General features: G+C 44.5%; 22 protein-coding genes and 1 tRNA gene. 17 read left to right on the plus strand and 6 right to left on the minus strand.

The window, feature by feature from the left end; genetic code table 11:
* Positions 1-149: 149 nt before the first annotated feature.
* The 7 genes from FZC79_RS08245 (at position 150) to FZC79_RS08280 (ending at position 7454) form a co-directional block, all read left to right on the plus strand.
* On the plus strand, positions 150-1664 hold the full coding sequence (locus FZC79_RS08245; RefSeq protein WP_148946334.1) for a tetratricopeptide repeat protein: 1515 nt from the start codon (positions 150-152) through the stop codon (positions 1662-1664).
* A 201-nt stretch (positions 1665-1865) separates the two neighbouring features.
* Positions 1866-2813 carry a thioredoxin-disulfide reductase gene (trxB, locus tag FZC79_RS08250; RefSeq protein ID WP_148946335.1) on the plus strand — a complete coding sequence of 316 codons (948 nt, stop codon included), beginning with the start codon at positions 1866-1868 and terminating at the stop codon, positions 2811-2813.
* 676 nt (positions 2814-3489) lie between these two features.
* Positions 3490-3948, plus strand: coding sequence for an NUDIX hydrolase (locus tag FZC79_RS08255; protein WP_148946336.1), 459 nt, complete (start codon positions 3490-3492; stop codon positions 3946-3948).
* 17 nt (positions 3949-3965) lie between these two features.
* Entirely contained in the window at positions 3966-4859 is an 894-nt protein-coding gene (rapZ, locus tag FZC79_RS08260) for an RNase adapter RapZ (RefSeq protein WP_148946337.1), read from the plus strand.
* Positions 4856-5830, plus strand: coding sequence for a gluconeogenesis factor YvcK family protein (locus FZC79_RS08265; RefSeq protein ID WP_148946338.1), 975 nt, complete (start codon positions 4856-4858; stop codon positions 5828-5830). The genes rapZ and FZC79_RS08265 overlap by 4 nt, the downstream gene beginning before the upstream one ends.
* Before the next feature lie 390 nt (positions 5831-6220).
* Positions 6221-7168, plus strand: coding sequence for a DNA-binding protein WhiA (whiA, locus tag FZC79_RS08275; protein WP_148946339.1), 948 nt, complete (start codon positions 6221-6223; stop codon positions 7166-7168).
* 28 nt (positions 7169-7196) lie between these two features.
* The gene (locus FZC79_RS08280; protein ID WP_148941227.1) at positions 7197-7454 is read left to right on the plus strand and encodes an HPr family phosphocarrier protein; all 258 of its coding nucleotides are present in this window, start codon (positions 7197-7199) and stop codon (positions 7452-7454) included.
* 398 nt (positions 7455-7852) lie between these two features.
* Here the strand turns inward: FZC79_RS08280 and clpP are convergent, their stop codons facing one another.
* Positions 7853-8452 (minus strand): ATP-dependent Clp endopeptidase proteolytic subunit ClpP, encoded by a 600-nt coding sequence (gene clpP / locus FZC79_RS08285; protein WP_148941228.1) that lies wholly within the window; start codon positions 8450-8452, stop codon positions 7853-7855.
* Between the two features lie 645 nt (positions 8453-9097).
* On the opposite strand from clpP, the gene FZC79_RS08290 reads away from it, so the two are divergent.
* Positions 9098-9169, plus strand: a tRNA-Arg gene (locus tag FZC79_RS08290).
* A 158-nt stretch (positions 9170-9327) separates the two neighbouring features.
* On the opposite strand, the gene FZC79_RS08295 is transcribed toward FZC79_RS08290, so the two are convergent.
* Together FZC79_RS08295 and FZC79_RS08300 are read right to left on the minus strand one after the other, a co-directional pair.
* Positions 9328-9762: an STAS domain-containing protein gene (locus tag FZC79_RS08295; protein WP_187442694.1), complete on the minus strand. Its 435-nt coding sequence runs from the start codon at positions 9760-9762 to the stop codon at positions 9328-9330.
* A gap of 21 nt (positions 9763-9783) precedes the next feature.
* Entirely contained in the window at positions 9784-10356 is a 573-nt protein-coding gene (locus FZC79_RS08300; RefSeq protein WP_148946341.1) for a hypothetical protein, read from the minus strand.
* A 563-nt stretch (positions 10357-10919) separates the two neighbouring features.
* Here FZC79_RS08300 and FZC79_RS08305 point away from each other — a divergent pair.
* The 9 genes from FZC79_RS08305 (at position 10920) to eno (ending at position 21023) form a co-directional block, all read left to right on the plus strand.
* Positions 10920-11579: a DsbA family oxidoreductase gene (locus FZC79_RS08305; protein ID WP_353733604.1), complete on the plus strand. Its 660-nt coding sequence runs from the start codon at positions 10920-10922 to the stop codon at positions 11577-11579.
* Positions 11580-12261: 682 nt separating this feature from the next.
* Positions 12262-13548 carry an RNA polymerase factor sigma-54 gene (gene rpoN, locus FZC79_RS08310; protein WP_148946342.1) on the plus strand — a complete coding sequence of 429 codons (1287 nt, stop codon included), beginning with the start codon at positions 12262-12264 and terminating at the stop codon, positions 13546-13548.
* Positions 13541-13798: a glutaredoxin family protein gene (locus FZC79_RS08315; RefSeq protein WP_148946343.1), complete on the plus strand. Its 258-nt coding sequence runs from the start codon at positions 13541-13543 to the stop codon at positions 13796-13798. Before rpoN ends, FZC79_RS08315 begins: the two co-directional genes overlap by 8 nt.
* 141 nt (positions 13799-13939) lie before the next feature.
* Complete coding sequence (locus FZC79_RS08320; protein WP_148946344.1) at positions 13940-14962, plus strand: sugar-binding transcriptional regulator; 1023 nt, start codon at positions 13940-13942, stop codon at positions 14960-14962.
* Positions 14963-15015: 53 nt separating this feature from the next.
* Positions 15016-16023 carry a type I glyceraldehyde-3-phosphate dehydrogenase gene (gene gap, locus FZC79_RS08325; protein ID WP_148941232.1) on the plus strand — a complete coding sequence of 336 codons (1008 nt, stop codon included), beginning with the start codon at positions 15016-15018 and terminating at the stop codon, positions 16021-16023.
* A 190-nt stretch (positions 16024-16213) separates the two neighbouring features.
* Entirely contained in the window at positions 16214-17398 is a 1185-nt protein-coding gene (locus FZC79_RS08330) for a phosphoglycerate kinase (RefSeq protein ID WP_148946345.1), read from the plus strand.
* 16 nt (positions 17399-17414) lie between these two features.
* Positions 17415-18176 carry a triose-phosphate isomerase gene (tpiA, locus tag FZC79_RS08335; protein ID WP_148946346.1) on the plus strand — a complete coding sequence of 254 codons (762 nt, stop codon included), beginning with the start codon at positions 17415-17417 and terminating at the stop codon, positions 18174-18176.
* Positions 18169-19704, plus strand: coding sequence for a 2,3-bisphosphoglycerate-independent phosphoglycerate mutase (gene gpmI, locus FZC79_RS08340; RefSeq protein WP_148946347.1), 1536 nt, complete (start codon positions 18169-18171; stop codon positions 19702-19704). Before tpiA ends, gpmI begins: the two co-directional genes overlap by 8 nt.
* Positions 19705-19730: 26 nt before the next feature.
* Entirely contained in the window at positions 19731-21023 is a 1293-nt protein-coding gene (eno, locus tag FZC79_RS08345; protein WP_148946348.1) for a phosphopyruvate hydratase, read from the plus strand.
* Positions 21024-21449: 426 nt separating this feature from the next.
* Here eno and fni read toward each other — a convergent pair whose 3' ends face one another.
* From fni to FZC79_RS08360, 3 genes are read right to left on the minus strand one after another with little or no spacing between them, the layout of a single operon-like run.
* Positions 21450-22496, minus strand: coding sequence for a type 2 isopentenyl-diphosphate Delta-isomerase (gene fni, locus FZC79_RS08350; protein ID WP_252183285.1), 1047 nt, complete (start codon positions 22494-22496; stop codon positions 21450-21452).
* Positions 22441-22986 carry a glycosyl-4,4'-diaponeurosporenoate acyltransferase gene (locus FZC79_RS08355; protein ID WP_148946349.1) on the minus strand — a complete coding sequence of 182 codons (546 nt, stop codon included), beginning with the start codon at positions 22984-22986 and terminating at the stop codon, positions 22441-22443. The genes fni and FZC79_RS08355 overlap by 56 nt, the downstream gene beginning before the upstream one ends.
* A gap of 3 nt (positions 22987-22989) precedes the next feature.
* Positions 22990-24093, minus strand: coding sequence for a glycosyltransferase (locus FZC79_RS08360; protein ID WP_148946350.1), 1104 nt, complete (start codon positions 24091-24093; stop codon positions 22990-22992).
* Positions 24094-24653 lie beyond the last annotated feature (560 nt).

Genomic DNA, 24653 nt, shown 5'->3' on the forward strand with positions numbered 1-24653 from the left:
CCCTTTCGCACGGTAATGTGTAAAAGGGGACTGTCCCTTTTAGCGGGCTAAAGGATTTATTTCCAGCAAATATCCTCTAGCGGTGGTTTAGCAACTGAAATATGTGTGTTATACTACTGTAGTTAATCTATACGTTTCGGAGGACTTTCATGAGAAAAGGTTCAAATGCAAGAAACGATAAAAGCAAAATTTTATCATTTGTCCCTACTGGCGAGTACTATTTCAACAAAGGAATCAAGGCTTACCACCGCCGGGAATTAAATAAATCAAAAAAATACCTTAACCGTGCTCTGCAGCTTGAACCGTTAGAGCCGATGATCGCCTGCCAGCTTTCGATTGTGCACACGGAGATGGGCGAATATACACAATCCAACCAGCTTCTTCACCTCATCATCGACAGCCTGGATCCGCATATGACAGAATGCCATTACTTCCTGGCTAATAATTATGCTCACCTGGGCCTGTTCAAGGAAGCTTATACCCACGTGTCAAGTTATCTGGAGAAGGAAGAATACGGCGAATTCAGCGAGGATGCTGAAGAATTGCTGGAGATTCTTGAACTGGATTCAGACGAAGCGCTGGATACGCTATATGAACATGACGAGTTGATTGCCAATCAGGACAAGGCGAGAAACCTGCTGGAATCAGGCAATTTCCAGAAGGCGGTCGATCTTTTGCAGGAAGTCATCAAGGACTTCCCTGAATACTGGTCAGCCTACAATAACCTTGCGCTGGCTTATTTTTATCTCGGTGATACAGATAAAGCAGCGGCGACGCTTGAGGAAGTCATGGAAAAAAATCCGGGCAACCTTCATGCGTTGTGCAACACAGCTGTATTTTATTTTTACCAGCGCAGAAATGAAGAGCTGCAGGAACTGGTCGAAGGCCTGGAAAAAATCCGTCCGATCCATTATGAGCAGCGTTACAAGCTAGGCGCGACATTCGCTTTGATCGGCCGCAGCGAAAAAGCCTATGAGTGGCTGAAATCCCTCCAAAAGCTGGGGTTCCAGGGAGATGCCAGCTTCTATTACTGGCTCTCACACTCGGCTTATCATACAGGTCATGAGCAGACAGCCCAGCAGGCTTGGAAAAGAGTCCTGGAAGAAAATCCGGAAAAAGCCGGAATGGAACCATGGAGTGATGAAAATCCGCAAAGCGAAGGATTTGAAAACCATGTATCATCCATCCTTAAAAAATTGAAAAGCGAATACCCGGAGGAGAGAATGTTCGGTCTGTTCCTCATTTCAGTGTCAAGGCACCAGAAAGAAGTGCTGACTCATAGTGATTTTGGCGCAGTCGATGACTTAACTCTCTCTGAAAAGCTTTACCTTGGAGAGATCTTGAAGGCGGATTCCAGAAAAGCAATCAAGATCAGCAAGGAAATCAAGCATATTCATGAAACGGCATTGGAGCTTTATCAGCTGCACCATCCAATCAGTGCAGTGGACTCCGGTTTGTTCCTGACATGGTTCAGCATCGCCTGTAAACTGCTGGAGGCAGAAAAGTCTTTGAAGAACGCCAAAGCTTGTGCCGCGGCAACGGAATATATCTGGCACAGGCTGCGGGGGGAAAAGAAAACGAAAACCCTGATTTCAGGAAAATATGGAATAACCACAGGCACTCTGAATAAGTATCTTGAGACAGTAGAAGTCTACCTGCCTTAAAACGATTGAATGAGCATATTCTTGGACGAATATGCTCTTCTTTTTATAGGATATGGGTAGATAGGAAATACTACAGGATATCACGATTTACAGAGATGGACGGATCTGAAGGATAGAGTGACAGGCTGCTCTTTCCTTTTTTTAGGGAGAAACCGAACTGCTTCTCTGCAAATTAAGACCTCGATTAAAGGAGTGTTCATTATGTCAGAAGAAAAAATTTATGATGTCATTATCGTCGGCGCCGGCCCAGCCGGAATGACAGCTGCTGTATATACGTCCCGTGCGGCGCTTTCCACATTAATGCTGGAACGCGGTATCCCGGGCGGCCAAATGGCCAACACGGAAGAAGTCGAAAACTACCCGGGATTCGATCATATCCTGGGACCAGACCTTTCCAACAAAATGTTCGAGCATGCGAAAGCATTCGGTGCTGAATATGCCTATGGCGATATCAAAGAAATCGTAGACGGTGAAGAGTACAAAACGATTAAGGCGGGGGCCAAAGAGTATAAAGCCCGTGCTGTAATCATTTCTACCGGCGCAGAGTGGAAAAAACTTGGTGTGCCGGGCGAGAACGAACTTGGCGGCCGCGGTGTCTCCTACTGTGCAGTGTGCGACGGCGCATTCTTCAAAGGAAAAGACCTTGTGGTTGTCGGCGGAGGAGACTCTGCAGTTGAAGAAGGCGTATACCTTACACGCTTCGCCAACAAAGTGACAATTGTCCACCGCCGTGAAGAGCTTCGTGCGCAGAAGATCCTTCAGGACCGTGCGTTCAACAACGATAAAGTTGATTTCATTTGGAATCATACGGTAAAAGAAATTAATGATAAAGACGGAAAAGTAGGAAGTGTAACATTGGTTTCCACGGCAAACGGCGAAGAAAAGCCATTTGATGCAGACGGTGTGTTCATTTACATCGGTATGCTGCCATTGACTAAGCCGTTCAGGGAATTAGGCATCACAAATGATATGGGCTACATCGAAACGAACGACAGAATGGAAACAAAGATTCCAGGAATCTTCGCTGCCGGAGACGTTCGTGAAAAAATGCTGCGCCAAATCGTGACAGCAACTGGTGACGGAAGCATTGCCGCCCAAGCCGCACAGCATTACGTTGAAGAACTCGTGGAAAAGCTGGAAGGAAAGTAAGAAGCAGCTTTGACAAAAGTCTGTCGAAAAATCCGTAAGACGACATATAGAAAAAGGAAGAGAGCCTTAGAAATACAAGGCTCTTCCTCATTCGACAGCCTTTGTCTAAAATTACGGAAACTTGTTTAGAAATAATTAACAATCCGTAATCGTGTCTTAAACGTACTGTAACACTAGTGCAACACATTCCGGGTAATATAGATAATAAGAAATTGACCCCCTTTTAAGAAATAAATCCCTTTAGGACACAGGAACCGCCTGTGTCCCCTTTTTTTGTTAAGTCCCTTTACCACACTAACGTGTTAAAAGAAACAGTCCCTATTCACGCTTTAAAGCACAAAAGTTACTTGCAATAATTAATACAGAACATTTGCATGTTGGTGCTGACGGGCACTTTCACTTTTTATCAATCCAGTTCCAGCGGCCGAGAGTCCGTACTCGCTGGAACGGACTTAGCTCCTCGGGGTCAAATAACCCTCAGCGAATAAAAGGAAGAGCGCCTTTTTTTCACTGAGGAACATTTGCCTGTCGGAGCTGAACGGGCCGCTTCCACTTTTTAGACACACATGGTAAATGTTCGAACATTGTGGGGGAGGTACAATCATAGTATAATAAGGAGCATGACAAAACCGAAAATACGGTAATCCGAACAGAAGTAAAGCTTGAGGTGAAGTTAATGCAGCGAGTGACGAATTGTTTATATATGAAAGAAGATAAAGTTCTTCTGCTTCAAAAGCCGCGCCGTAACTGGTGGGTAGCACCAGGCGGGAAGATGGAGCAGGGCGAATCGATCCGCGATACTGTCATTCGGGAGTATCGTGAAGAAACAGGTATCTACCTGCGCAACGCTGATGTTAAAGGGATTTTCACTTTTATTATAAAAGACGGCGATAAAATTGTTTCAGAGTGGATGATGTTTACCTTTTTCGCTACAGAAGCAGACGGAGTCAGCCTGAAGGAAAGCGAAGAAGGCATCCTCGAATGGCACGACCTTGAAGAAATCAAGAACCTGCCAATGGCAGAAGGCGACCGCCACATACTGGAATACATGGTGCATGGCAAAGGGACGATTTATGGAACCTTTACATATACACCGGATTTCAAATTGCTCGCCTACAAACTGGATCCAAGTTAACCAAGGGGGAAGAGAACATGAGTACAGGTGCAACTAACGATGGTCAATTGGTGATCATAACCGGAATGTCCGGAGCGGGAAAGACCGTTGCCATACAGAGTTTTGAAGATTTAGGGTTTTTCTGTGTAGATAACCTGCCGCCCACTCTCCTTCCAAAATTCCTTGAATTGATGAAAGAATCAGGGACCAAGATGAACAAAGTCGCATTGGGAATGGATCTGAGAGGCCGGGAGTTCTTCGACCACTTGATCCAGGGGCTCGATGACCTGGGGGAAACCTCCTGGGTGAACCCGCAAATCCTTTATCTTGATGCAGACGACTCATCCCTGGTCAGGCGCTATAAAGAAACGAGGCGTTCCCATCCGCTTGCTCCATCCGGCTTACCGATGGAAGGGATCAAGCAGGAAAGGATGCTTTTGGAAGAATTGAAAGGCCGTGCCCAGACCATATACAATACTTCATCCATGAAGCCAAGAGAGCTGCGGGAGAAGATCCTGAAGGAATTCTCCGTGAACAAACGGTCCATTTTTACCGTAAATGTGATTTCCTTCGGTTTCAAGCACGGCATCCCAATTGATGCCGACTTGGTGTTCGATGTAAGATTCCTGCCGAACCCTCATTATATTGACCATATGAGGCCGCGGACAGGCTTGGAAGAGGATGTATCCAAATATGTTCTGAAGTGGAGCGAAACACAGAAGTTCCTTGAAAAAGTAACGGACCTCCTCACCTTCATGCTGCCGCACTATAAACGGGAAGGCAAGAGCCAGCTTGTCATTGCCATCGGCTGTACAGGCGGCCAGCACCGTTCCGTCGCGCTGGCTGAATATCTCGGCCGCCACTTCGAGAATGAGTACACCACCAAGATCACACACAGGGACATCCAGAAGAAACGGGAACCTCTGGCATGAAGAAAAACATTGATCCCAAGGTAGTAATCATCGGTGGCGGAACAGGACTGCCTGTTCTTCTCAGAGGACTTAAGTCATATCCTTTAGATATAACTGCTATCGTAACAGTAGCCGATGATGGAGGAAGTTCAGGCCGCCTGCGTGATGATCTTAATGTTCCTCCTCCCGGTGATATCCGAAATGTCATTGCGGCTTTGTCGGAAGTGGAGCCGCTTATCGAGCAGATGTTTCAGCACCGGTTTGAAACGTCCAACGAATTATCTGGCCATTCACTCGGAAACTTAATCCTGGCAGCTTTCACCTCGATAACAGGCGACTTTGTCCATGCCATCCAAGAAATGAGCAGGGTCCTGAACGTGAAAGGAAAGGTGCTTCCCTCCGCTAACCAGAGCGTCGTTTTGAATGCGGAAATGGAAGACGGCACTATTGTTACCGGCGAATCGAAAATCCCGTTCTCTGGTAAAAAAATCAAGCGAGTCTTCCTGACGCCGGGTACTATTGTCCCGGTTTCAGAGACCATCCGTGCCATTCGTGAAGCGGACCTGATTGTGATAGGCCCGGGAAGCTTATACACCAGCATCCTGCCAAATTTGCTGGTGCCTGAGATCGGCAAAGAAGTCAGCAAGGCAAAAGCTCAAAAAGTGTATATATGCAACCTGATGACACAGGCCGGAGAAACGCTCGATTTCACAGCCAGCGACCATGTGAAAGCCATCTATGATCACCTCCATGACGGTTTCATTGACACCATCATTGTGAACAATGAACAAGTGCCTCAGGAAATTGAAGCCCGCTATGAAGAAGAAATGGCGAAACCGGTTATCTTTGATTTTGAAAAATTATCTTCAATGAGATTAAGGGTCATAGAGGATGAAATCATTTCCTACTTTGAAGGTGTCATCCGCCATGATACCGGTAAAGTGGCAGAAATCATTTTTTCACTAATCGATAAACCCCATCGAATAAAGTAAAACATATCCTCTGTACCTGACAGAGGAATAGATTGACATAGCTTGCGCGGTGAGTGCAAGCGTTTGTCCTGGTTTAGGACAATAGATAAACCCAATTTGTGGATGCTTTAACTGTGTTATCCACGTCGAGCTTCAGCGGCCAGCCCCTCGGGGTCAGATAACCCTCAGAGAATAAAAGGAAAGGTCGCCTTTTTTTCTCTGAGGAACATTTGCCTGTCGGGGCTGATCAAGGCGCTTACGCTTTTGTTTCGTCCAGCTTCAGCGCCTAGCCCCTCGGGGTCAAATAACCCTCAGAGAATAAAAGGAAAGATCGCCTTTTCTTCTCTTCGGAACATTTGCCTGTCGGGGCTGATCAGGCCGCTTACGCTTTTGTTTTAGGGAGGTGAAGAGATGTCGTTTGCTTCAATGACAAAAAAAGAGTTAACCAATCTGGACTTGAAAGATTGCTGCTCGAAGGCGGAACTATCCGCTCTTATCAGGATGAATGGTTCACTATCCTTTGCCAATAAATCCCTGATCGTCAATATCCAGACGGAAAACGCAGCAATCGCGAGACGGATTTACTCTTTGATCAAGAAGAATTTCGACACACCAGTGGAATTGCTGGTCCGCAAAAAAATGCGGCTGAAAAAGAATAATGTGTATATCGTACGATTGAATGAAGACACGAAGGAAATCCTCGAAGACCTTCATATTCTTGGAGAGGGATTCACCATCATCCATGATATCTCTGCACAGCTTGTCCAAAAAAAATGCTGCCGCCGCTCATATCTTCGCGGCGCCTTCCTGGCTGGAGGATCAGTCAATAATCCTGAAACCTCATCCTATCACTTAGAAATTTTCTCCTTATATCAGGAGCATAACGAGGCACTTTCCGAACTTATGAACAGTTTCGGATTGAACAGCAAAACCTTGGAACGCAAAAAGGGATTCATCACATATCTTAAAGAGGCGGAAAAAATCACCGAATTCCTGAATGTGGTTGGTGCCCATGGTGCCTTATTAAGATTTGAAGATGTGAGGATCGTCAGGGATATGAGAAATTCAGTCAACCGGCTTGTAAACTGTGAGACAGCCAACCTCAATAAAACAATAGGTGCTGCTCTAAGACAGGTTGAAAACATCCGGTATATCGAACAGACAGCGGGCCTTGGGATACTGCCCGACAAGCTCAGGGAAATCGCCGAGCTGAGAGTCACCTATCAAGACGTTACTCTGAAAGAACTTGGGGAAATGGTTTCAGGGGGGAACATCAGCAAGTCAGGCATCAACCATAGACTCCGTAAAATAGATGATATCGCAGAAAAACTGCGTGCTGGTGATAGAGTTAAATATTAACTAAATATGAACAAAGGGGAGAAGGAGCATGTTTGAACAAAAAGTAGAGGTAAAATTAAAAACCGGCTTGCAAGCCCGCCCGGCAGCTTTATTCGTACAGGAAGCCAACCGCTTTTCATCAGAGGTTTTCCTAGAGAGAAACGGTAAGAAAGTCAATGCCAAAAGCATCATGGGCCTGATGAGCCTTGCCGTAAGTTCCGGCACTGAAATCAGCTTGATTGCTGACGGTTCAGACGAAGAAGAAGCTGTAAAACACCTCGCTCAATTTGTACAGAAAGAAAGCTGATTAGGAGAACCCGGCCTTTTAAAGGCTGGGTTCTTTATTTTTGAGAGCATGCGTGCTGCTGCGGTGAGAAAGCTGTTATGGAAGTCGTGCTATCAACGATAATGGAGATTCTATCAACGATATAGCTTGTCCTATCACCGATATGGCAGTTCTATCAACGATTTCTGCGCTCCTATCGACGAAAAACCACATTCTATCAACGAACCTCAACTACTCAATTAAACTTTTAAAGATCAAACCATAGTTTGTCCTCCAGCCGAGCTGGGGCTTCTGACTGCTTGCCTGTTAAAATGAAACGGGTGTGGTCACGGGTAAAGGGGATTATCGTATTCAGCTCAGTAAGAAAATGAACAAAGAAAAAAGAGCACCCGAGTTAACGGATGCTCTTTAAAACTTTATTACTTATTTTCATTCATATCATTTCTTGTGATGATGCGGTCAATCAAACCGTACTCAAGTGCTCTTTCGGCTGTCATGAAGTTGTCACGGTCTGTATCTCTTGAAACTACTTCTAGAGACTGGCCAGTGCGGTCAGCAAGGATTTGGTTAAGCTTTTCACGCAAGAACAAGATGCGTTTTGCGGCGATTTCAATTTCTGTTGCTTGACCTTGTGCTCCTCCAAGCGGCTGATGAATCATGACTTCAGCATTTGGAAGGGCAAGGCGTTTGCCTTTTGCTCCTGCAGCAAGAAGGAATGCACCCATTGATGCAGCCATACCGATACAGATCGTTTGTACATCAGGCTTAATGTATTGGATTGTATCGTAGATAGCCATACCAGCAGTGATGCTGCCGCCAGGGCTGTTGATGTAGATAGAAATATCTTTTTCAGGGTTTTCTGATTCAAGGAAAAGCAATTGCGCAACGATGGAGTTGGCAACATTATCATCAATGCCGCTTCCCAGCATGATAACGCGGTCTTTCAAGAGGCGGGAATAAATGTCATACGCACGCTCGCCGCGGTTTGTTTGTTCAATAACTGTCGGAATTAAGTTCATCTTATTTCCTCCTTCGATCAATTAATGTTATGTTTGAAACATACAAATACTTTATGTACTGATATAATACACCAGTTGGTCAATAAAGGTCAAACGATTCAACCTCTCATGGCATAAAAATCCTTCGACAATCCTTTCTACATGATACCCATCCATTCCTTTTTTAAACTATGCTTATTATTATAAAAAAATTATTGTTTGTTTCAGTTAACAAATAATTTTCGAGATGATTTCCGCTACAGGTACCCGACTCCGCGGGGCGGGCGGTAAGCCTCCTCGGCTTCGCCTGCGGGGTCTTACCTGTCCCGCTAGTCCCGCAGGAGGTCGTGCACCTTCCGCTCCAATCATACTAATATCTGCGGATAAACGAAGACAATAAGCAGTGATGAGAAAAACTATTTGCGGGCCGCGACCCGCTCCCATTCCGTACTTCATCAAAGTATAGTCTCGTCTTGCAGACCACGAACTAACAATATGATTAATTCCTTGATCATCGTAAGGATTCATTGAGCGATAATTGGCAGTCAGGAGTAGGAAGCACAGCTTGAATCTTCCACAATATCTTATCCTCCATTCCTCAAAACCTATTGCATTTCCACTGCTTCTGGACTATAATAAGATTTCGTACGCTTGTCGTACAAGCTTGCCCTCGTGGTGCAACGGATAGCACGTAAGATTCCGGTTCTTAAAATGGGGGTTCGATTCCCTCCGAGGGCGTACCATAACAATAATAATTACACGATGCTTCTACGTTTTATATACGTAGGGGCATTTTTTTATTGGGTTTTAATGAGACTGATGCTCTATTTCCAAGCGCAAAAAAGACGGCGTTACCTGCCGCCTTATCTGTTGCTTATTTTACAAAAAGAAGGCGTTTACTCCTTCTTTCTCTTGATTTCAAAACCGTTTTGTTCTACGGCAAATTCTACTCCATGCTGTAACGTAGAAAATGTATGTATATTTTTTAATTGAATGTTTGATTTCGATATTTGTATTGCTTGATCCGCGGAGATACCAACTATAAAGCATTCCCCGCCTATTAATCGGATAGAAAGGATAAGCTTTTGTATACCATCCATCGTGTAGGTGTCCAACCCTTTCACACCTGTTAGGTCAATTAATAGATAATTTGCTTTTTGTCTGGAAAATTCAAGTAATGATCGTTCAATGAAATTGGACACACGCTCATCACTAAAATTACCAATAAGTGGAACAACGAGAATACCACTTAAAACTGGAATAATAGGGGTGGATAATTCATTTACAAGTATGGAAAGTTCTTCAGTTCTCTCTTTGACCTTTTGCTCCAAATCGAGGATATTTTCTGTCTCTTATTGCCTTGCCAACTCGAAAATGTTTCTTGATGGTGTCACATCTGAAGGGAATATCTCGATTTCATCATACTCATTTCCATCCAACTGACTTTTGTTGATTTTGTACCAAACCTTTTGTTCGAATAGACCTGTGAAAACGCCTGCCCAATGGCTGGGCAATAATACCCCGGCAGTTTCCTTATCTGTATTCTTAAAAATTCTATGCTCCCAACTGTTGGTCAACTGAACGACTGCTCTCTTTTCCTCGAAATTGTAGTAGGTAATATTTACATTACCCCAGCCTGCGTTTCTGTAAATGTCGCGATATTCTTCAAGGAGCTGTTCGAAGTCCCTTCGGCCGCTGTAATAAGAAGATACTAAATGACCCATCCGATACCCTGTTGCTTCGTAAACAGTTTTAGATACATCTTTACCAGAAACTTCTTCTATTGTATTCAAAAATAATTCTATAGCTGAATCCCAAAACAAAAGTGCTGGTGCACCATCAAAGGTAAAGAGCCCGCTCTTGGGGTTCCATATAAATTCATTACTATTTACCTTGACCGTTACTTTTTCATTTGTCGTTGTCACTATAACCACTCCCCGCTATTCATACTCCTGTTAACATTAATGTATTGCCTGCTTTTATTTCATTAATTTAATAAGTACTGTTCTAACATCTGTTAAGTTCCCCCTTGGTTTGGCTAATAGGCTATAGAAGGAACTAGATGTCCTTACTATACCACCTATAACCATAACTTAGAGAAAATAATAGAATAGAATAGCCCATTCTTTCAGTTATTTCTCTTGCGTCGTCACTCATCGGTGCAACTAGGGGTGACAAGTTTTTGCTTTTTGTAGAAGGTCCTGTAAAACATAAGGCTTGGTATCGTACGTTATAATACGTACTAGCTCTAAGAAAAAAACTATAATGTCACTGCTTCTCAATAATTACTGTGTGAGTGGTGATCCCCTCCAAGGGCGTTGCCAAGGCTCCTGCGCATTTGCGCGGGAGCTTTTTTGCTGTCTATCCACAGAGCAAATCACGTGTAAAAATCAACGTTGCACTCTATACTAAAGGAGAAAATAGATTTGGAGGGATTAACATGTTGCACATCGAAATGTGGACAGACTTTGCTTGACCATTCTGCTATATTGGCAAAAGGCGTCTGGAGGACGCCATTAAGCAGATTGACCATCCGATTGAAGTGACTTACAGGTGCTTTGAGTTGGATCCAACAGCAGAGCGGGATATCAAAGATAATATATATGAGAAACTGGCCAAGAAGTATGGCATGAGTATAGAGGCAGCAAAAGCCAATACTCAAAACATGGTGAATATGGCAAAAGAAGCAGGGTTGGACTACCACATGGATACGATGGTGCTGACCAATACGTTTGATGCCCACCGTTTGACGATGTATGCCAAAACCAAAGGCCTGATGATAGAGATGACCGAGCGGATTTTACATGCGTTATTTACTGAATCCAAACATATCGGTGATCACGAAACATTAACAGAATTAGCGGCAGAGGTAGGACTTGACCGGGATGCTGTAGCTGAAATGCTTGCCAGCGATGCAATGGCGGATGAAGTCCGTGCTGACGAGAGGGCTGCTCAGCAAATTGGTGTATCAGGTGTTCCTTTCTATCTTATCGATAAAAAATATGCTTTAACAGGTGCCCAGCCAACTGAGGTATTTGTTCAAGCGCTGCAAAAAGTAATTGCAGAAAGTCAAATCACGGTATTGAACAGCGACAGCAGTGACGGAGTTGTATGTGACGAAAACGGCTGCGAGATTCCGAAAAAATAATGTTCATTTAACTAATAAAAGAAAAACAACTAAAATAGATAATAAACCCACGAAAAGCAGGCCGATTGAGGCCTGCTTTTCGTGGGTTTATTGAAGGGATAACAAAATTTTTAGTAATCGTAATAAGATAAATCGTATGATAGACTTTATTTATTAAAATTTCACCATATACCGTTGCACCGGAAGGAAAGCAATAAATAATAGGGAGTGAACTCATATTTTCAGAGAAGGGATAATTTTTATTATTTCAGTATTTACCGTGTTTGAGCTAATAAGAAGGTACTTTTCTAAAAGTGACACTTCTATAAAAAAATCTATACTTAATGTAGTAATCCCAAGTGTTTTAGTGTATTTTTTATCATTCTTTTTAATGTGACAATTGCTAGGAAACCGTATTTGAGAACCTCTATCCTGGCATAATTATAACAGTTTAAAAAGGTACTGAAGTGCAAATCAATATGCTGGAAGATAGGCTGTCTTATGTCCTCTGCCTTTCACTTTAAATGTTAACAGCCGATTTATCTCATAACCTGTCAAGGCAGTGGACGAAAGGTTTATTGATCCTTCCGCTGACTTTCTGCCCCATTAATAAAAACAATCAAACCGGACCGCACGCCCACCTACTTATTTCCATACACTGAACCCGCTTTCTGTTGTAGAATAAGAGAAGGAGGGATGCGGAATGAAGCTCAATACCGGATTATGGCAGGGGCAGTCATTAAAATTGAATATGACCCAGCAGCTGACACAGGCGATTGAATTGCTGCAGTATTCCTCTCAGGAATTGAATTCTTATTTGGAAAACAAAGCTTTGGAGAATCCGCTTCTTCAGCTTGAGCCTGTTTCCCATGAGGAACGGAAAAGAAGCCGTGAGAACAGCGGTATGAGTATCGATTGGATTGAAGAAGTGGCAGTACCTCAGTCCACGCTTTGGGAACACTTAATTTCGCAGTTTGACTTGAAAACGCTTACCAATGAGGATCGTAATGTACTGTCTCTTTTGGTCGACAGTATGGATGAAAACGGATATTTACCATCTAATGTAGACAGTATTTTTGAAGTGGGAAATTTACCTCGATATATAGAAATGATTCATGGGTTGGAGCCGGCTGGGATTGGCGCCAGGAATTTGAAGGAATGCCTCCTGCTGCAAATTGGCAGGGATCCAGATGCTCCTGAGCATGCCTATGTCATTATAGACGAACACTTTGTAGACTTTTGTGAAAAAACGTGGAAGAAGATTGCAAATGAGAAGGGGATTTCTTTAGCTGACATCCAAGTGACCGCCGATTATGTGAAGACGCTTAATCCGCGTCCGGGTGCCAGGTTCTCGGTTGATCTTTCTCATTATATCCGCCCTGAAATGGTTGTCACCGCCAACAGGGATGGCCTGGATGTTGCTTTACTTCATGGAAATGTAATGAAAGTTTTATATAATAAAGGATATGAATCACTGATCTCTGCTTCGGAGGATGAAGAAGGTTTAAAGTTCCTCCGTGATAAACGACAGGAATTTCAGTGGATCCTCAGGATGCTGGATCAGCGCCGGTCTACTCTACTGAAAGTCGGCCGATCCCTGGTCGAAAGGCAGGAGGATTTTTTCAGGTTTGGACCGAAGAGGTTGAAACCTTTGACTCTAAGAGAAGTTGCGGAGACAATAGGGGTCCATGAATCCACCATCAGCAGGGCAGTCAGAGGGAAGTATATCGGTACTCCTTTTGGCACTTTTGAAATGAAAGCCCTGTTCGTGAGCGGTGTAGGAAAAGATGAAGATTCCTCATCGTCTGAGGGGATCAAGGCGGAAATCATGAGTTTGGTAAATAAGGAAGATAAACAGAAGCCTTTATCAGACCAGGCGATTGCTGTGATGCTGAAAGAACACGGAATGAGTGTTTCGAGAAGAACCGTGGCAAAGTACAGGGATCAATTGAATATTCCCTCATCTACAAGGAGAAAGAGATATGAATGAAGAGAGATTACCCATCATCACCTTCTATACGAGAAGCCGGTGCCCTCTATGTGAAGACGCGAAGCTCATGCTCAATCTGGTTAAGGATGATATTCCTTTCGCTCTAAAAGAGTATGATATTGATGAAAGTGACGAGCTGACCGAGCGTTTTGGATTAATGATTCCGGTTGTGGAAATGGACGGAGAAATCATCCAATATGGGCAAATTGATTATTTTACAGTTAGTAAACGGTTACATGAGAAATCTTGAGTTTTAATAGTTGAATTTTCGTTCATCCCTTGCTAAACTTAGCTTTGAAAGCAGGGATGAATTTTTTTTGCGCAGAGTGGGACATAATATGTCTATGATGGACATAATGAGTCCAGCTAAATAACTTTAAGGGGCTTTTCGATGGAATCAATCATTGATATACAAAAACGATTATTACCAGACCTGCTCCAAGTTATGCAAAAAAGACATCTCATTCTCAAATCGGTACGATTGATGCAGCCGGTCGGAAGAAGAAGCCTTGCCCATTCACTCGGCATGACTGAAAGAGTCCTGAGAAGCGAAGTTGAGTTTCTCAAAGACCAGGATCTGATTGAGATCAAGTCATCAGGCATGATCATAACCGCCGAGGGTGAGCTGCTGCTAAAGAAGACCGCTGACATGATGAGAGAGATCACAGGCATCGATTCTATGGAAAAGAAGTTGAAGTCTTTACTCAATCTTCATGAAGTTTTTATCGTTCCGGGGAATAGTGATGAGTCTCCCTGGGTAAAAGAAGAATTAGGCAGATCTGCGGAAGCGCGTATGAAAAATCTTCTGGATGGAGATAATATCATCGCGGTAACCGGAGGATCGACTATGGCGGCAGTGGCTGAAAAGCTGACGCCGGAATTCTCTGAAAACCAGGTGCTTTTCGTCCCGGCCAGAGGCGGGATTGGCGAGGATGTTAAAAACCAGGCCAATACGATCTGTGCCAAAATGGCGGAGAGGACGGGCGCCAAACATAAGGTGCTGTATGTCCCGGATCAGGTGAGTACAGAAGTGTACAAGTCTTTCATCAAAGAACCGGATATCAAGGACGTGCTGGGCCTGATCAAGTCGGCTCATATCGTGCTTCACGGAATTGGCGACGCAGTCACAATGGCCGAGCGCAGAAGAACCAGCAAAGAGGTTTTTGATAAAATCCTTGCGGGGAAAGCGGTCGGGGAAGCATTTGGCTATTACTTCGACGAAGAAGGCGAGGTCGTACATAAAGTGACGACTGTAGGCTTGCAGCTGGAAGACCTGAAGAACAAATCGAACGTCATTGCGGTCGCTGGCGGCCGTTCAAAGGCGAAGGCCATAAGAGCCTACTTCAAAAGCGTCCCTCATTCGACGATCCTGATCACGGATGAAGGCGCGGCAAAAGAGCTTTTAAAAGGGTAATACCTTTTGAAATATAAAAATTTCCTTAACCATTTTAAAGGAGGACATTATTCATGACAGTAAAAGTTGGAATTAACGGATTTGGACGTATCGGACGCGTAGTATTCCGCGCAGCACTTAAGAACGATAACATCGAGGTAGTAGCAGTTAACGATTTAACAGACGCTAACATGCTTGCACACCTTTTACAATATGACACTGTACACGGAAAGCTTGACCAGGAAGTATCTGTAGATGGTGATTACCTGGTAGTAGGCGGCAAGAAAGTAAAAGTATTGGCTGAGCGCGATCCTGCTCAACTTGGATGGGGAGACCTTGGAGTAGATGTTGTTATTGAATCTACCGGCCGTTTCACAAACCGTGCAGACGCTGCAAAGCATCTTGATGCAGGCGCTAAAAAAGTTATCATCTCTGCTCCTGCTAAAGATGAAGACATCACAGTCGTTATGGGTGTTAACGAAGACAAATACGATGCTGGAAGCCACCATGTAATCTCAAACGCTTCTTGTACAACTAACTGTCTTGCTCCTTTCGCGAAAGTACTGAATGACAAATTCGGCATCAAACGCGGTATGATGACAACAATTCACTCTTACACAAATGACCAGCAGATCCTTGATCTTCCGCACAAAGACTACCGTCGTGCGCGTGCAGCTGCTGAAAACATCATCCCGACAACAACTGGTGCTGCAAAAGCAGTTTCCCTTGTTCTTCCTGAACTTGAAGGCAAATTGAACGGTGGAGCAATGCGTGTACCGACTCCAAACGTTTCTCTAGTTGACCTTGTTGCGGAACTAGACAAAGACGTAACAGTTGATGAAGTGAACAGCGCTCTTAAAGAAGCGTCTGAAGGCAAATTGAAAGGCATCCTTGGTTACAGCGAAGAGCCGCTTGTATCCACTGACTACAACGGCAACCCTGATTCTTCCACTATCGATGCCCTTTCTACAATGGTAATGGAAGGCAGCATGGTTAAAGTAATCTCTTGGTACGATAACGAAAGCGGATATTCCAACCGTGTTGTAGATCTTGTTGATTACATCGCTTCTCAAGGTCTGTAAGAGATATATTTTAAAAAGTGATATCCTAAATGATGCAATGTGACCTAATTTATCGTGCAATTGTTGGATAAATTATGTCCCAGCATCTATAATGAAATGGGATGAAGGGGAGCGGGGAGGATTCCCCGCTCTTCTTTTTTCATAAATAACGGGATTATTATCCCGATTATCCAGAAGGAGGCCTTTTGAAATGAACAAACAAACAATCAAGGATCTCGATTTGAAGGGTAAACGCGTATTTTGCCGTGTTGACTTCAATGTACCGATGAGTGAAGGGAAAGTGACGGATGAAACGCGCATCAAAGCCGCGCTTCCAACAATCCAATACTTGTCCGAGCAGGGGGCAAAAGTAATTCTTGCCAGCCATCTTGGGCGTCCAAAAGGCCAGGTTGTTGAAGAGTTAAGATTGACTCCTGTTGCGAAACGCCTTTCAGAACTGCTTGGAAAAGACGTAGCAAAAACAGACGAAGCTTACGGTGATACCGTCAAGGCTGAAATCGAAAAGATGAGTGAAGGCGATGTCCTTCTGCTTGAAAACGTCCGATTCTATCCAGGTGAAACGAAAAATGATCCTGAGCTTGCCAAAGAATTCGCGGCACTTGCGGATGTATACGTGAACGATGCATTCGGAGCTGCCCACAGAGCGCATGCTTCCACTGCTGGAGTAGCGGAACATCTTCCAGCAGCAGCTGGATACCTTCTTGAGAAAGAACTGGAGGTTCTTGGCAAAGCACTGACAACACCGGAAAGACCTTTCACTGCGATTATCGGGGGAGCAAAGGTAAAAGATAAAATCGGTGTCATCGATAACCTGCTGGATAAAGTAGATAACTTAATCATCGGCGGAGGACTAGCTTACACATTCGTGAAAGCACAAGGCCATGAGGTTGGAAAGTCCCTGCTGGAAGAAGATAAAATTGATTTAGCCAAACAATTCATGAAAAAAGCAGAAGAAAAAGGCGTCAAATTCTATATGCCTGTTGATGTAGTGGTCGCTGACGATTTCTCTAACGATGCGAACACGAAAGTTGTTCCAATTGAAGAAATTCCTTCTGACTGGGAAGCATTGGACATCGGTCCTAAGACACAAGAGCAATATGCCAGTGTTATCAAAGATTCCCGCTTAGTCATCTGGAATGGACCAATGGGTGTATTTGAAATTGAAAAGTTTGCGAATGGCACAAAGGCCGTTGGTCAAGCTTTAGCCGATGCTGCAGATACATATTCTGTCATTGGCGGAGGCGATTCAGCCGCAGCGGTTGAAAAATTCGGCCTGGCTGATAAGATGAGCCACATCTCCACTGGCGGCGGTGCTTCCCTTGAATTCATGGAAGGAAAAGAACTTCCGGGAGTATCAGCACTAAACGATAAGTAAGGAAAGGATGATTAATATGCGTAAACCGATTATTGCAGGAAACTGGAAAATGAATAAAACAATGTCAGAGGCAAAAGCCTTTGCTGAAGAGGTAAATGGTCTTGTACCTTCCTCGGATAAAGTGGAATCAGTGATCTGTGCACCAGCATTGTTCCTGGACCGTTTAGTAGAAAGCACTGCTGACTATCAAGTGGAGGTCGGCGCCCAAAACATGCACTTTGAGGAAAGCGGCGCATTCACGGGAGAAACAAGCCCGAAAGCGTTGCAAGACCTAGGTGTGAAATACGTGATACTAGGCCATTCCGAACGCCGTGAACTTTTCGGTGAAACGGATGAGTCTGTGAATAAAAAGACTCTTGCCGCATTCAACTATAATCTAACTCCAATCGTATGTGTCGGAGAGACGTTAGAACAGCGCGAAGGTAATGAAACAAAACAAATCGTCGGCAGCCAAGTGAATAAAGGACTTCAAGGCCTGACAGAAGATCAAGTAAAATCAACTGTCATTGCTTACGAGCCTATCTGGGCAATCGGAACAGGCAAATCTTCTACAGCAGAAGATGCCAATGAAGTCTGCTCTCACATTCGCCAGACGGTCGCTGAGCAGTTCTCACAAGAAGCAGCAGATGCGCTTCGCATTCAATACGGCGGAAGCGTTAAACCTAACAACATCGGTGAATATATGGCACAATCAGATATCGATGGAGCGCTTGTAGGAGGAGCGAGCCTTGAGCCGCAATCTTTCTTGCAGCTATTGGAGGCAGGTTCCAATGAGTAAGTCTCCTGTTGCTCTTATCATCTTAGATGGATTTGCACTGCGTGAAGAGGACAAGGGAAATGCTGTCACACAAGCAAAAAAACCGAATTTCGACCGTTACTGGAACAAGTTCCCGCATAGCACTCTGAAGGCGAGCGGCGAAGCTGTCGGCCTGCCTGAAGGGCAAATGGGCAACTCCGAAGTCGGCCACCTGAACATCGGTGCTGGACGTGTGGTCTATCAAAGTTTGACGCGCGTTAATGTTTCCATCCGTGAAGGCGAGTTTGAGAAGAATCAAACTTTCGTTGATGCGATCGAACATGCAAAAAGCAAAAACAAAGCTCTGCATATTTTCGGACTGCTGTCTGACGGCGGTGTCCACAGCCATATTGAGCACTTGTTTGCTCTGTTGAAAATGGCGGCTGCCGAAGGTCTTAAAAAGGTGTATGTACATGGCTTCCTTGATGGCCGTGACGTATCTCCGAAATCAGCTGAGACATATATTATGCAAACCGAGGAAGTTATGCGTGAACTGGGTGTGGGTGAATTTGCAACCATCTCGGGACGTTACTATTCTATGGACCGCGATAAGCGCTGGGACCGTGTCGAAAAAGCGTACCGTGCCATGGTATATGGTGAAGGCCCGGAATACTCGAACTCATTGGAAGTCATTGTTGATTCTTATAACAATGGAATCTTTGATGAATTCGTTCTTCCGTCAGTTATTAAAAGAGAAAATGGTGAACCGGTTGCGACGATTGATGAAGAAGATGCAGTCATCTTCTATAACTTCAGGCCGGACCGTGCCATCCAGATTTCAAATACATTTACAAATGATGATTTCCGTTCCTTTGAGAGAGGTCCGAAACATCCAAAGAACCTTCACTTTGTGTGTCTGACACACTTCAGTGAAACAGTTAATGGCTATGTCGCATTCAAATCAGTGAATCTGGATAACACGTTAGGTGAAGTTCTTTCACAAAACAATTTGAAGCAGCTGCGGATTGCTGAGACTGAAAAGTATCCTCACGTAACCTTCTTTATGAGCGGCGGACGTGAAGATGAATTCCCGGGTGAAACAAGGATCCTGGTTAATTCTCCTGACGTAGCGACCTATGACCTTAAGCCTGAAATGAGTGCTTACGAGGTCACAGAGGCTTTATTAGATGAAGTTCAAAATGACCGGCAGGATGCCATTATTCTCAACTTTGCCAATCCTGATATGGTCGGACACTCCGGAATGCTTGAACCGACCATCCAGGCGATTGAAACGGTTGACGAATGCCTTGGAAAAATCGTCGATCTGATTTTGGAAAAAGGCGGTACGGCTATAATCACTGCCGATCATGGAAATGCTGATGAAGTGGTCACAATGGAAGGCAACCCAATGACCGCCCATACAACAAATCCCGTACCAGTCATTGTGACAAAAGAAGGAATGTCCCTTCGTGAAGACGGAATCCTTGGAGATCTTGCTCCAACGGTGCTCGACCTTTTAAACCTAAACAAGCCGGTTGAAATGACAGGCACAACACTATTAAAAAAATAAACCAACCATTAAAGGAGAGAATTTACATGCCATTTATCACAGACGTATATGCACGCGAAGTATTGGATTCCCGCGGAAATCCTACAATTGAAGTAGAAGTTTACACACAATCAGGTGCTTTCGGACGCGCTTTGGTACCAAGCGGAGCTTCCACAGGTGAATACGAAGCAGTAGAACTTCGTGACGGCGACAAAGACCGCTACCTTGGAAAAGGTGTTCAAAAAGCAGTCGAAAACGTAAACAACGAAATCGCTGAAGAAATCGTTGGTATGGACGTAACGGATCAAGTTGCCATCGACAAAGCGATGATGCAGCTTGATGGTACAGAGAACAAAGGTAAATTGGGCGCTAACTCAATTCTTGGTGTATCCATGGCCGTTGCACGCGCTGCAGCTGACTTCTTCGGCGTAGAACTTTATCAATACCTTGGAGGCTTCAACGCTAAGCAGCTTCCGGTACCAATGATGAACATCGTCAATGGCGGTGAGCATGCTGATAACAACGTGGACATCCAGGAATTCATGGTAATGCCTGTTGGTGCTTCTACATTCAAAGAAGGCCTTCGCATGGGTACGGAAATCTTCCACAGCCTTAAGAGCGTTCTTAAATCTAAAGGGCACAACACAGCAGTTGGTGACGAAGGCGGATTCGCTCCTAACCTTAAATCCAACGAAGAAGCACTTTCTACTATCATCGAAGCAATCGAAAAAGCTGGCTACAAGCCTGGCGAAGAAGTTCTTCTTGCTATGGATGTTGCCGCTTCTGAAATCTACAACAAAGAAGACGGCAAATATCACCTTTCTGGTGAAGGCGTTGTCCGTACTTCTGCAGAAATGGTTGATTGGTACGAAGAAATGTGCAATAAGTATCCAATCGTTTCAATCGAAGACGGTTTGGACGAAAACGACTGGGATGGTTTCAAACTTCTTACTGACCGAATCGGCAGCAAAGTCCAGCTTGTTGGAGACGATCTGTTCGTTACAAACACAACTAAGCTTGCTCAAGGTATCGAGCAGGGAATCGGTAACTCAATCCTGATCAAAGTAAACCAAATCGGTACATTGACAGAAACATTCGATGCTATCGAAATGGCTAAGCGCGCAGGCTACACAGCTGTTATCTCCCACCGTTCTGGTGAAACAGAAGACAGCACAATCGCTGACATCGCAGTAGCGACAAATGCAGGCCAAATCAAAACAGGAGCTCCTTCACGTACAGACCGTGTGGCGAAATACAACCAATTGCTTCGCATCGAAGACCAATTGGCACACACTGCACAATACCTTGGAGCGAAAACGTTCTACAATATCAAGAAGTAATTTTGGTGAGAAATCCGTCCACACTTTGTGGGCGGATTTTTATGTTGTGCGGGGAGCTTAATCTAGAGGAGGGGGAGTCGAAATATGTCGAGTGGTCGATAGAAGGGCAAAAGTAGTTGATAGAACTGTCAAACTGGTTGATAGAACCTTAGCTACTTGGAAAAAACCTAGTAAGCAAGAAAGATGAGGGCTGCTCAGCCTGTTTAGAGAGAAAACCTCCAATTTCCGGAGGGATTCGTCCCTTGGGAATTATCTGTAAGCAACAATTTAAGAGAAAATAGACTTTCTAGAAGGATGTTGCTTTTAAAAACATTCACATTCTTTGCGATAACAACAAAAAAAAGACCGAAATCATTATCTGATTCCAGCCTCATTTATTTCAGTAACAGTTTTATAAGGGCAAGGGAGTCCTCAAACAAATTCCTCTTAAATCCTTTTTAACGCGTCAGTCCTCTTTAACTGTTCGATCGAAGCAGCTCCGATTCCAAACATGGCAGCGCGCAGTTCGAATTCGATCCGTTTAAACTGTCTATCCAGTGCTTCTTCATCAGAGGCAGCTGCATTGGGGAGGAGTGCTCTGCCAAAGCCGGCAATGTCTGCGCCTAACTTGATTGCCTTCGCCGCAGCCACACCATTCTTTAATCCACCGCTGGCATACAGAGAGACCTCTGGGAGCTCTTTCTTAATGTCGATCAGGCTTTGAGCCGTAGAGATTCCCCAGTCCTGGAAAGCTGCTGCCGCTTCAGCTCTTAGAGGGTCCTTTGAACGATAAGCTTCGACTCTGATCCACGAAGTGCCTCCAGCACCGGCCACGTCTATGAAAGAGACGCCGGCTTCATACAAACGTCGTGCTGCACCACTGCTGATTCCCATTCCTACTTCTTTTACACCGACAGGAACTGAAAGAGACTTGGCAACTTTCTCGATCTTGGGCAGCAAGTCTTTAAAGTTTGTATCTCCTTCAGGCTGGAAAACTTCCTGCAGGCTGTTGAGATGGAGGATAAGGGCGTCTGCTTCAATCAAATCGACAGCACGCTGGCATTGTTCCACTCCATAGCCGTAATTGAACTGCACAGCCCCAATGTTCGCCAATACAGGAATCGTCGGTGCATGCTTGCGTACGTCATAAGAATAGGCGGTCTGTTCCTTTTCGATAGCAGTCCTCATCGAGCCGACTCCCATTGCCCAGCCCCGCTTTTCGGCTATTTTTGCAAGTGTCTCATTGATCCTGGCTGCGGTTTCTGTTCCTCCTGTCATTGAACTGATCAGAAACGGTGCTTTCAACTGCTTGTTAAATAGAGAGGTGCTGAGATCTATCTCGCTGAAATCGATTTCCGGCAGAGCGTTATGCTGAAACCGAAATGCTTCAAGGCCGGTCGTCATCTCATTCGATTCCACTTCTTGTGTTAAGCAGATATCAATATGCTCTGTTTTTCTCTTTTCTGTGATACTGCGATTCTCCTTGTCGATCAAGCAAATTCCTCCTCTGTTTTCGTTGCTGCAGGATCCGTTGAAATCGGAACCGGTTATACCGTTGAATGATAACGAAAGGGATATTGGCTATCACTGCATAAGCGACCATGATCCATCCTACAAGCGCTGTATTCCAAATGAAAAATAGCAGGGCGGGAGGAATCAAAATCAGGTGGGTAAACTCTGCCCGTCTTGTTTCAACGATAAATGTTTCAAAGTAATCGCTGTTTCGGTCCACTAGTTTTTTCTTTCGAAAGCCGCCGGCAAAGACACCGCCGCCGTCAGGAAGAATGGTTTTCCAGCGTTTGATCCCAAGTTTCTCATAAAACTTTCCGGCCGACTCCCATCGTTTTTCTTGGTAAAGCCATGAATTGTTTGTGAAATAACGATCATCAAGGTGTAGGCATATGTAAGAAAAGGACAAATGGATCACTGGCCATAACACGATATTTAGAAGTAAGGTCCACCAGAACGGAAGTGTCACCAGCATAATTTAACGTCCTTTCTTTTTTGCTAAAGAAATACTGCGCCCTTTCCAGGCGACTTTTTTCGTTAAAAACGTCCTCACGACTGAGTGAGTAAATACGGAGATAAAAAACAAAGTTAATAATGGAAAAAAGAGGGCCGCTGCCCAGCTGAAATTCCCGATTGTTTTTAACATAAACAAGATCTGGATGCAATACAGTCCATAAAGAAGGAGTATATTCGCCGTCTGTATCCCAGAAGATCCATTCAGCTCTAGAAGTGAAAATGCTGCAGAAATTCCTCCGGAAATCCAAAAAATAATCAGGATGAGCAGCAGCCGATTCGTTGCTCCTGCTCCTGAAGCAAAGCTTTTGCTCCATCCTTGAGTTAGTTCTTTTACACTCTCGGGATACATCCTCATGGACACAGCGTGTTTTCCAATGTAATTGCGAAGGGGAATTCCGTGCTCAAGGAACACTTTTCCCAGTTTCATATGTTCAAGGATTTCATTGCTGATTGCACTATGGCCGCCGACTTTTTCATAATCTTGTTTGGTGCAGATAAAGCATTGGCCGAAAGCACCCGCGGGAGGGATCCACCTTGAAAGAATATGAAAACTGCCCATTCCCATCACCGCGATCAAGTTGAACATCCCTGACAGGTTTTCGTATGCTGAGTCGATTTTGTGATAAGGCTGGATTGTCATAGCGCCGCCGTTTTTTTGCTGCGTGGAAATGATGTTCCTCAATCCGCCCGGCTCGATTGTTGTATCGGCATCAAGGAACATGAACAACTCGCCTGTCGCCTCTTTGGCGCCGTTCCAGCATGCCCATGACTTCCCGAACCAGCCGGGAGGGAGGGGAGGCGTCTTGATGACTTTCGCGCCATACCTTTCAGCAATGTCTGCTGTCCCATCTTCAGAGTGGTCATCAACAACGATGATTTCATGGACATAGGATGATTCCGATTGAAGAGAAGATAAGAGAATGGGCAGGTTTTGCTCTTCATTTCGTGCAGGAATGATGATTGAAAGTCTGGCAGCTTCCTGATGTGAAGATCCCTGCTTCAGTGGTATCGCAATCTTCCAAAGTATCAAGCTGCCGATTAACAGATAGATCCATTCAAGATTCATTAGGACACCTCATTACTCATTACTTGTATTTCCAAGTCAGGGCCTTTTTAAGCCAGTCAGCGGTGTTCTGTTTATAAGGAAACGAGTTCACTTTTGCTGTGTTTTCTTTTATGTATCATTGTAAATTTGATGCTGGAGAAAGCGTGCAAGCCTTCTTTCCCTTGATATCGGCCAAAACCGCTCTCTTTTACACCCCTGAAAGGAAGGTGCAATTTGTGATGATATCATTAATCATACAATTTCCCATTTGGAGCCGGCCAGCGATTTTCTCCGCCTTTTCCAAGTCAGTGGAGAAGCTGAGAAATAGAAGTGAATCTCCTTGAAATGGAACACGGCTCCTTTTTGTCCCGCATCCTCAAGATGTTCCCGGGCTGTCTGCCATTCCATTGAGGTTCCCTGTCCTGTCTGCTCAGTGCACCGCTCTTTGTCTTATTGACTCAGTTCACCAGAGGTTCTGTCCATTCATCCATTTTTGATACAATTATCTTCCGAAGTACCCTCGGATGGTTTAATGTTGCCGAGATAGGGGTATTCCGCCATTGTAGGGACGCATGGCGGAC

The sequence above is a fragment of the Rossellomorea vietnamensis genome, from assembly GCF_008180615.1.
In the GTDB taxonomy this organism is placed as follows: Bacteria; Bacillota; Bacilli; order Bacillales; family Bacillaceae_B; genus Rossellomorea; species Rossellomorea vietnamensis_D.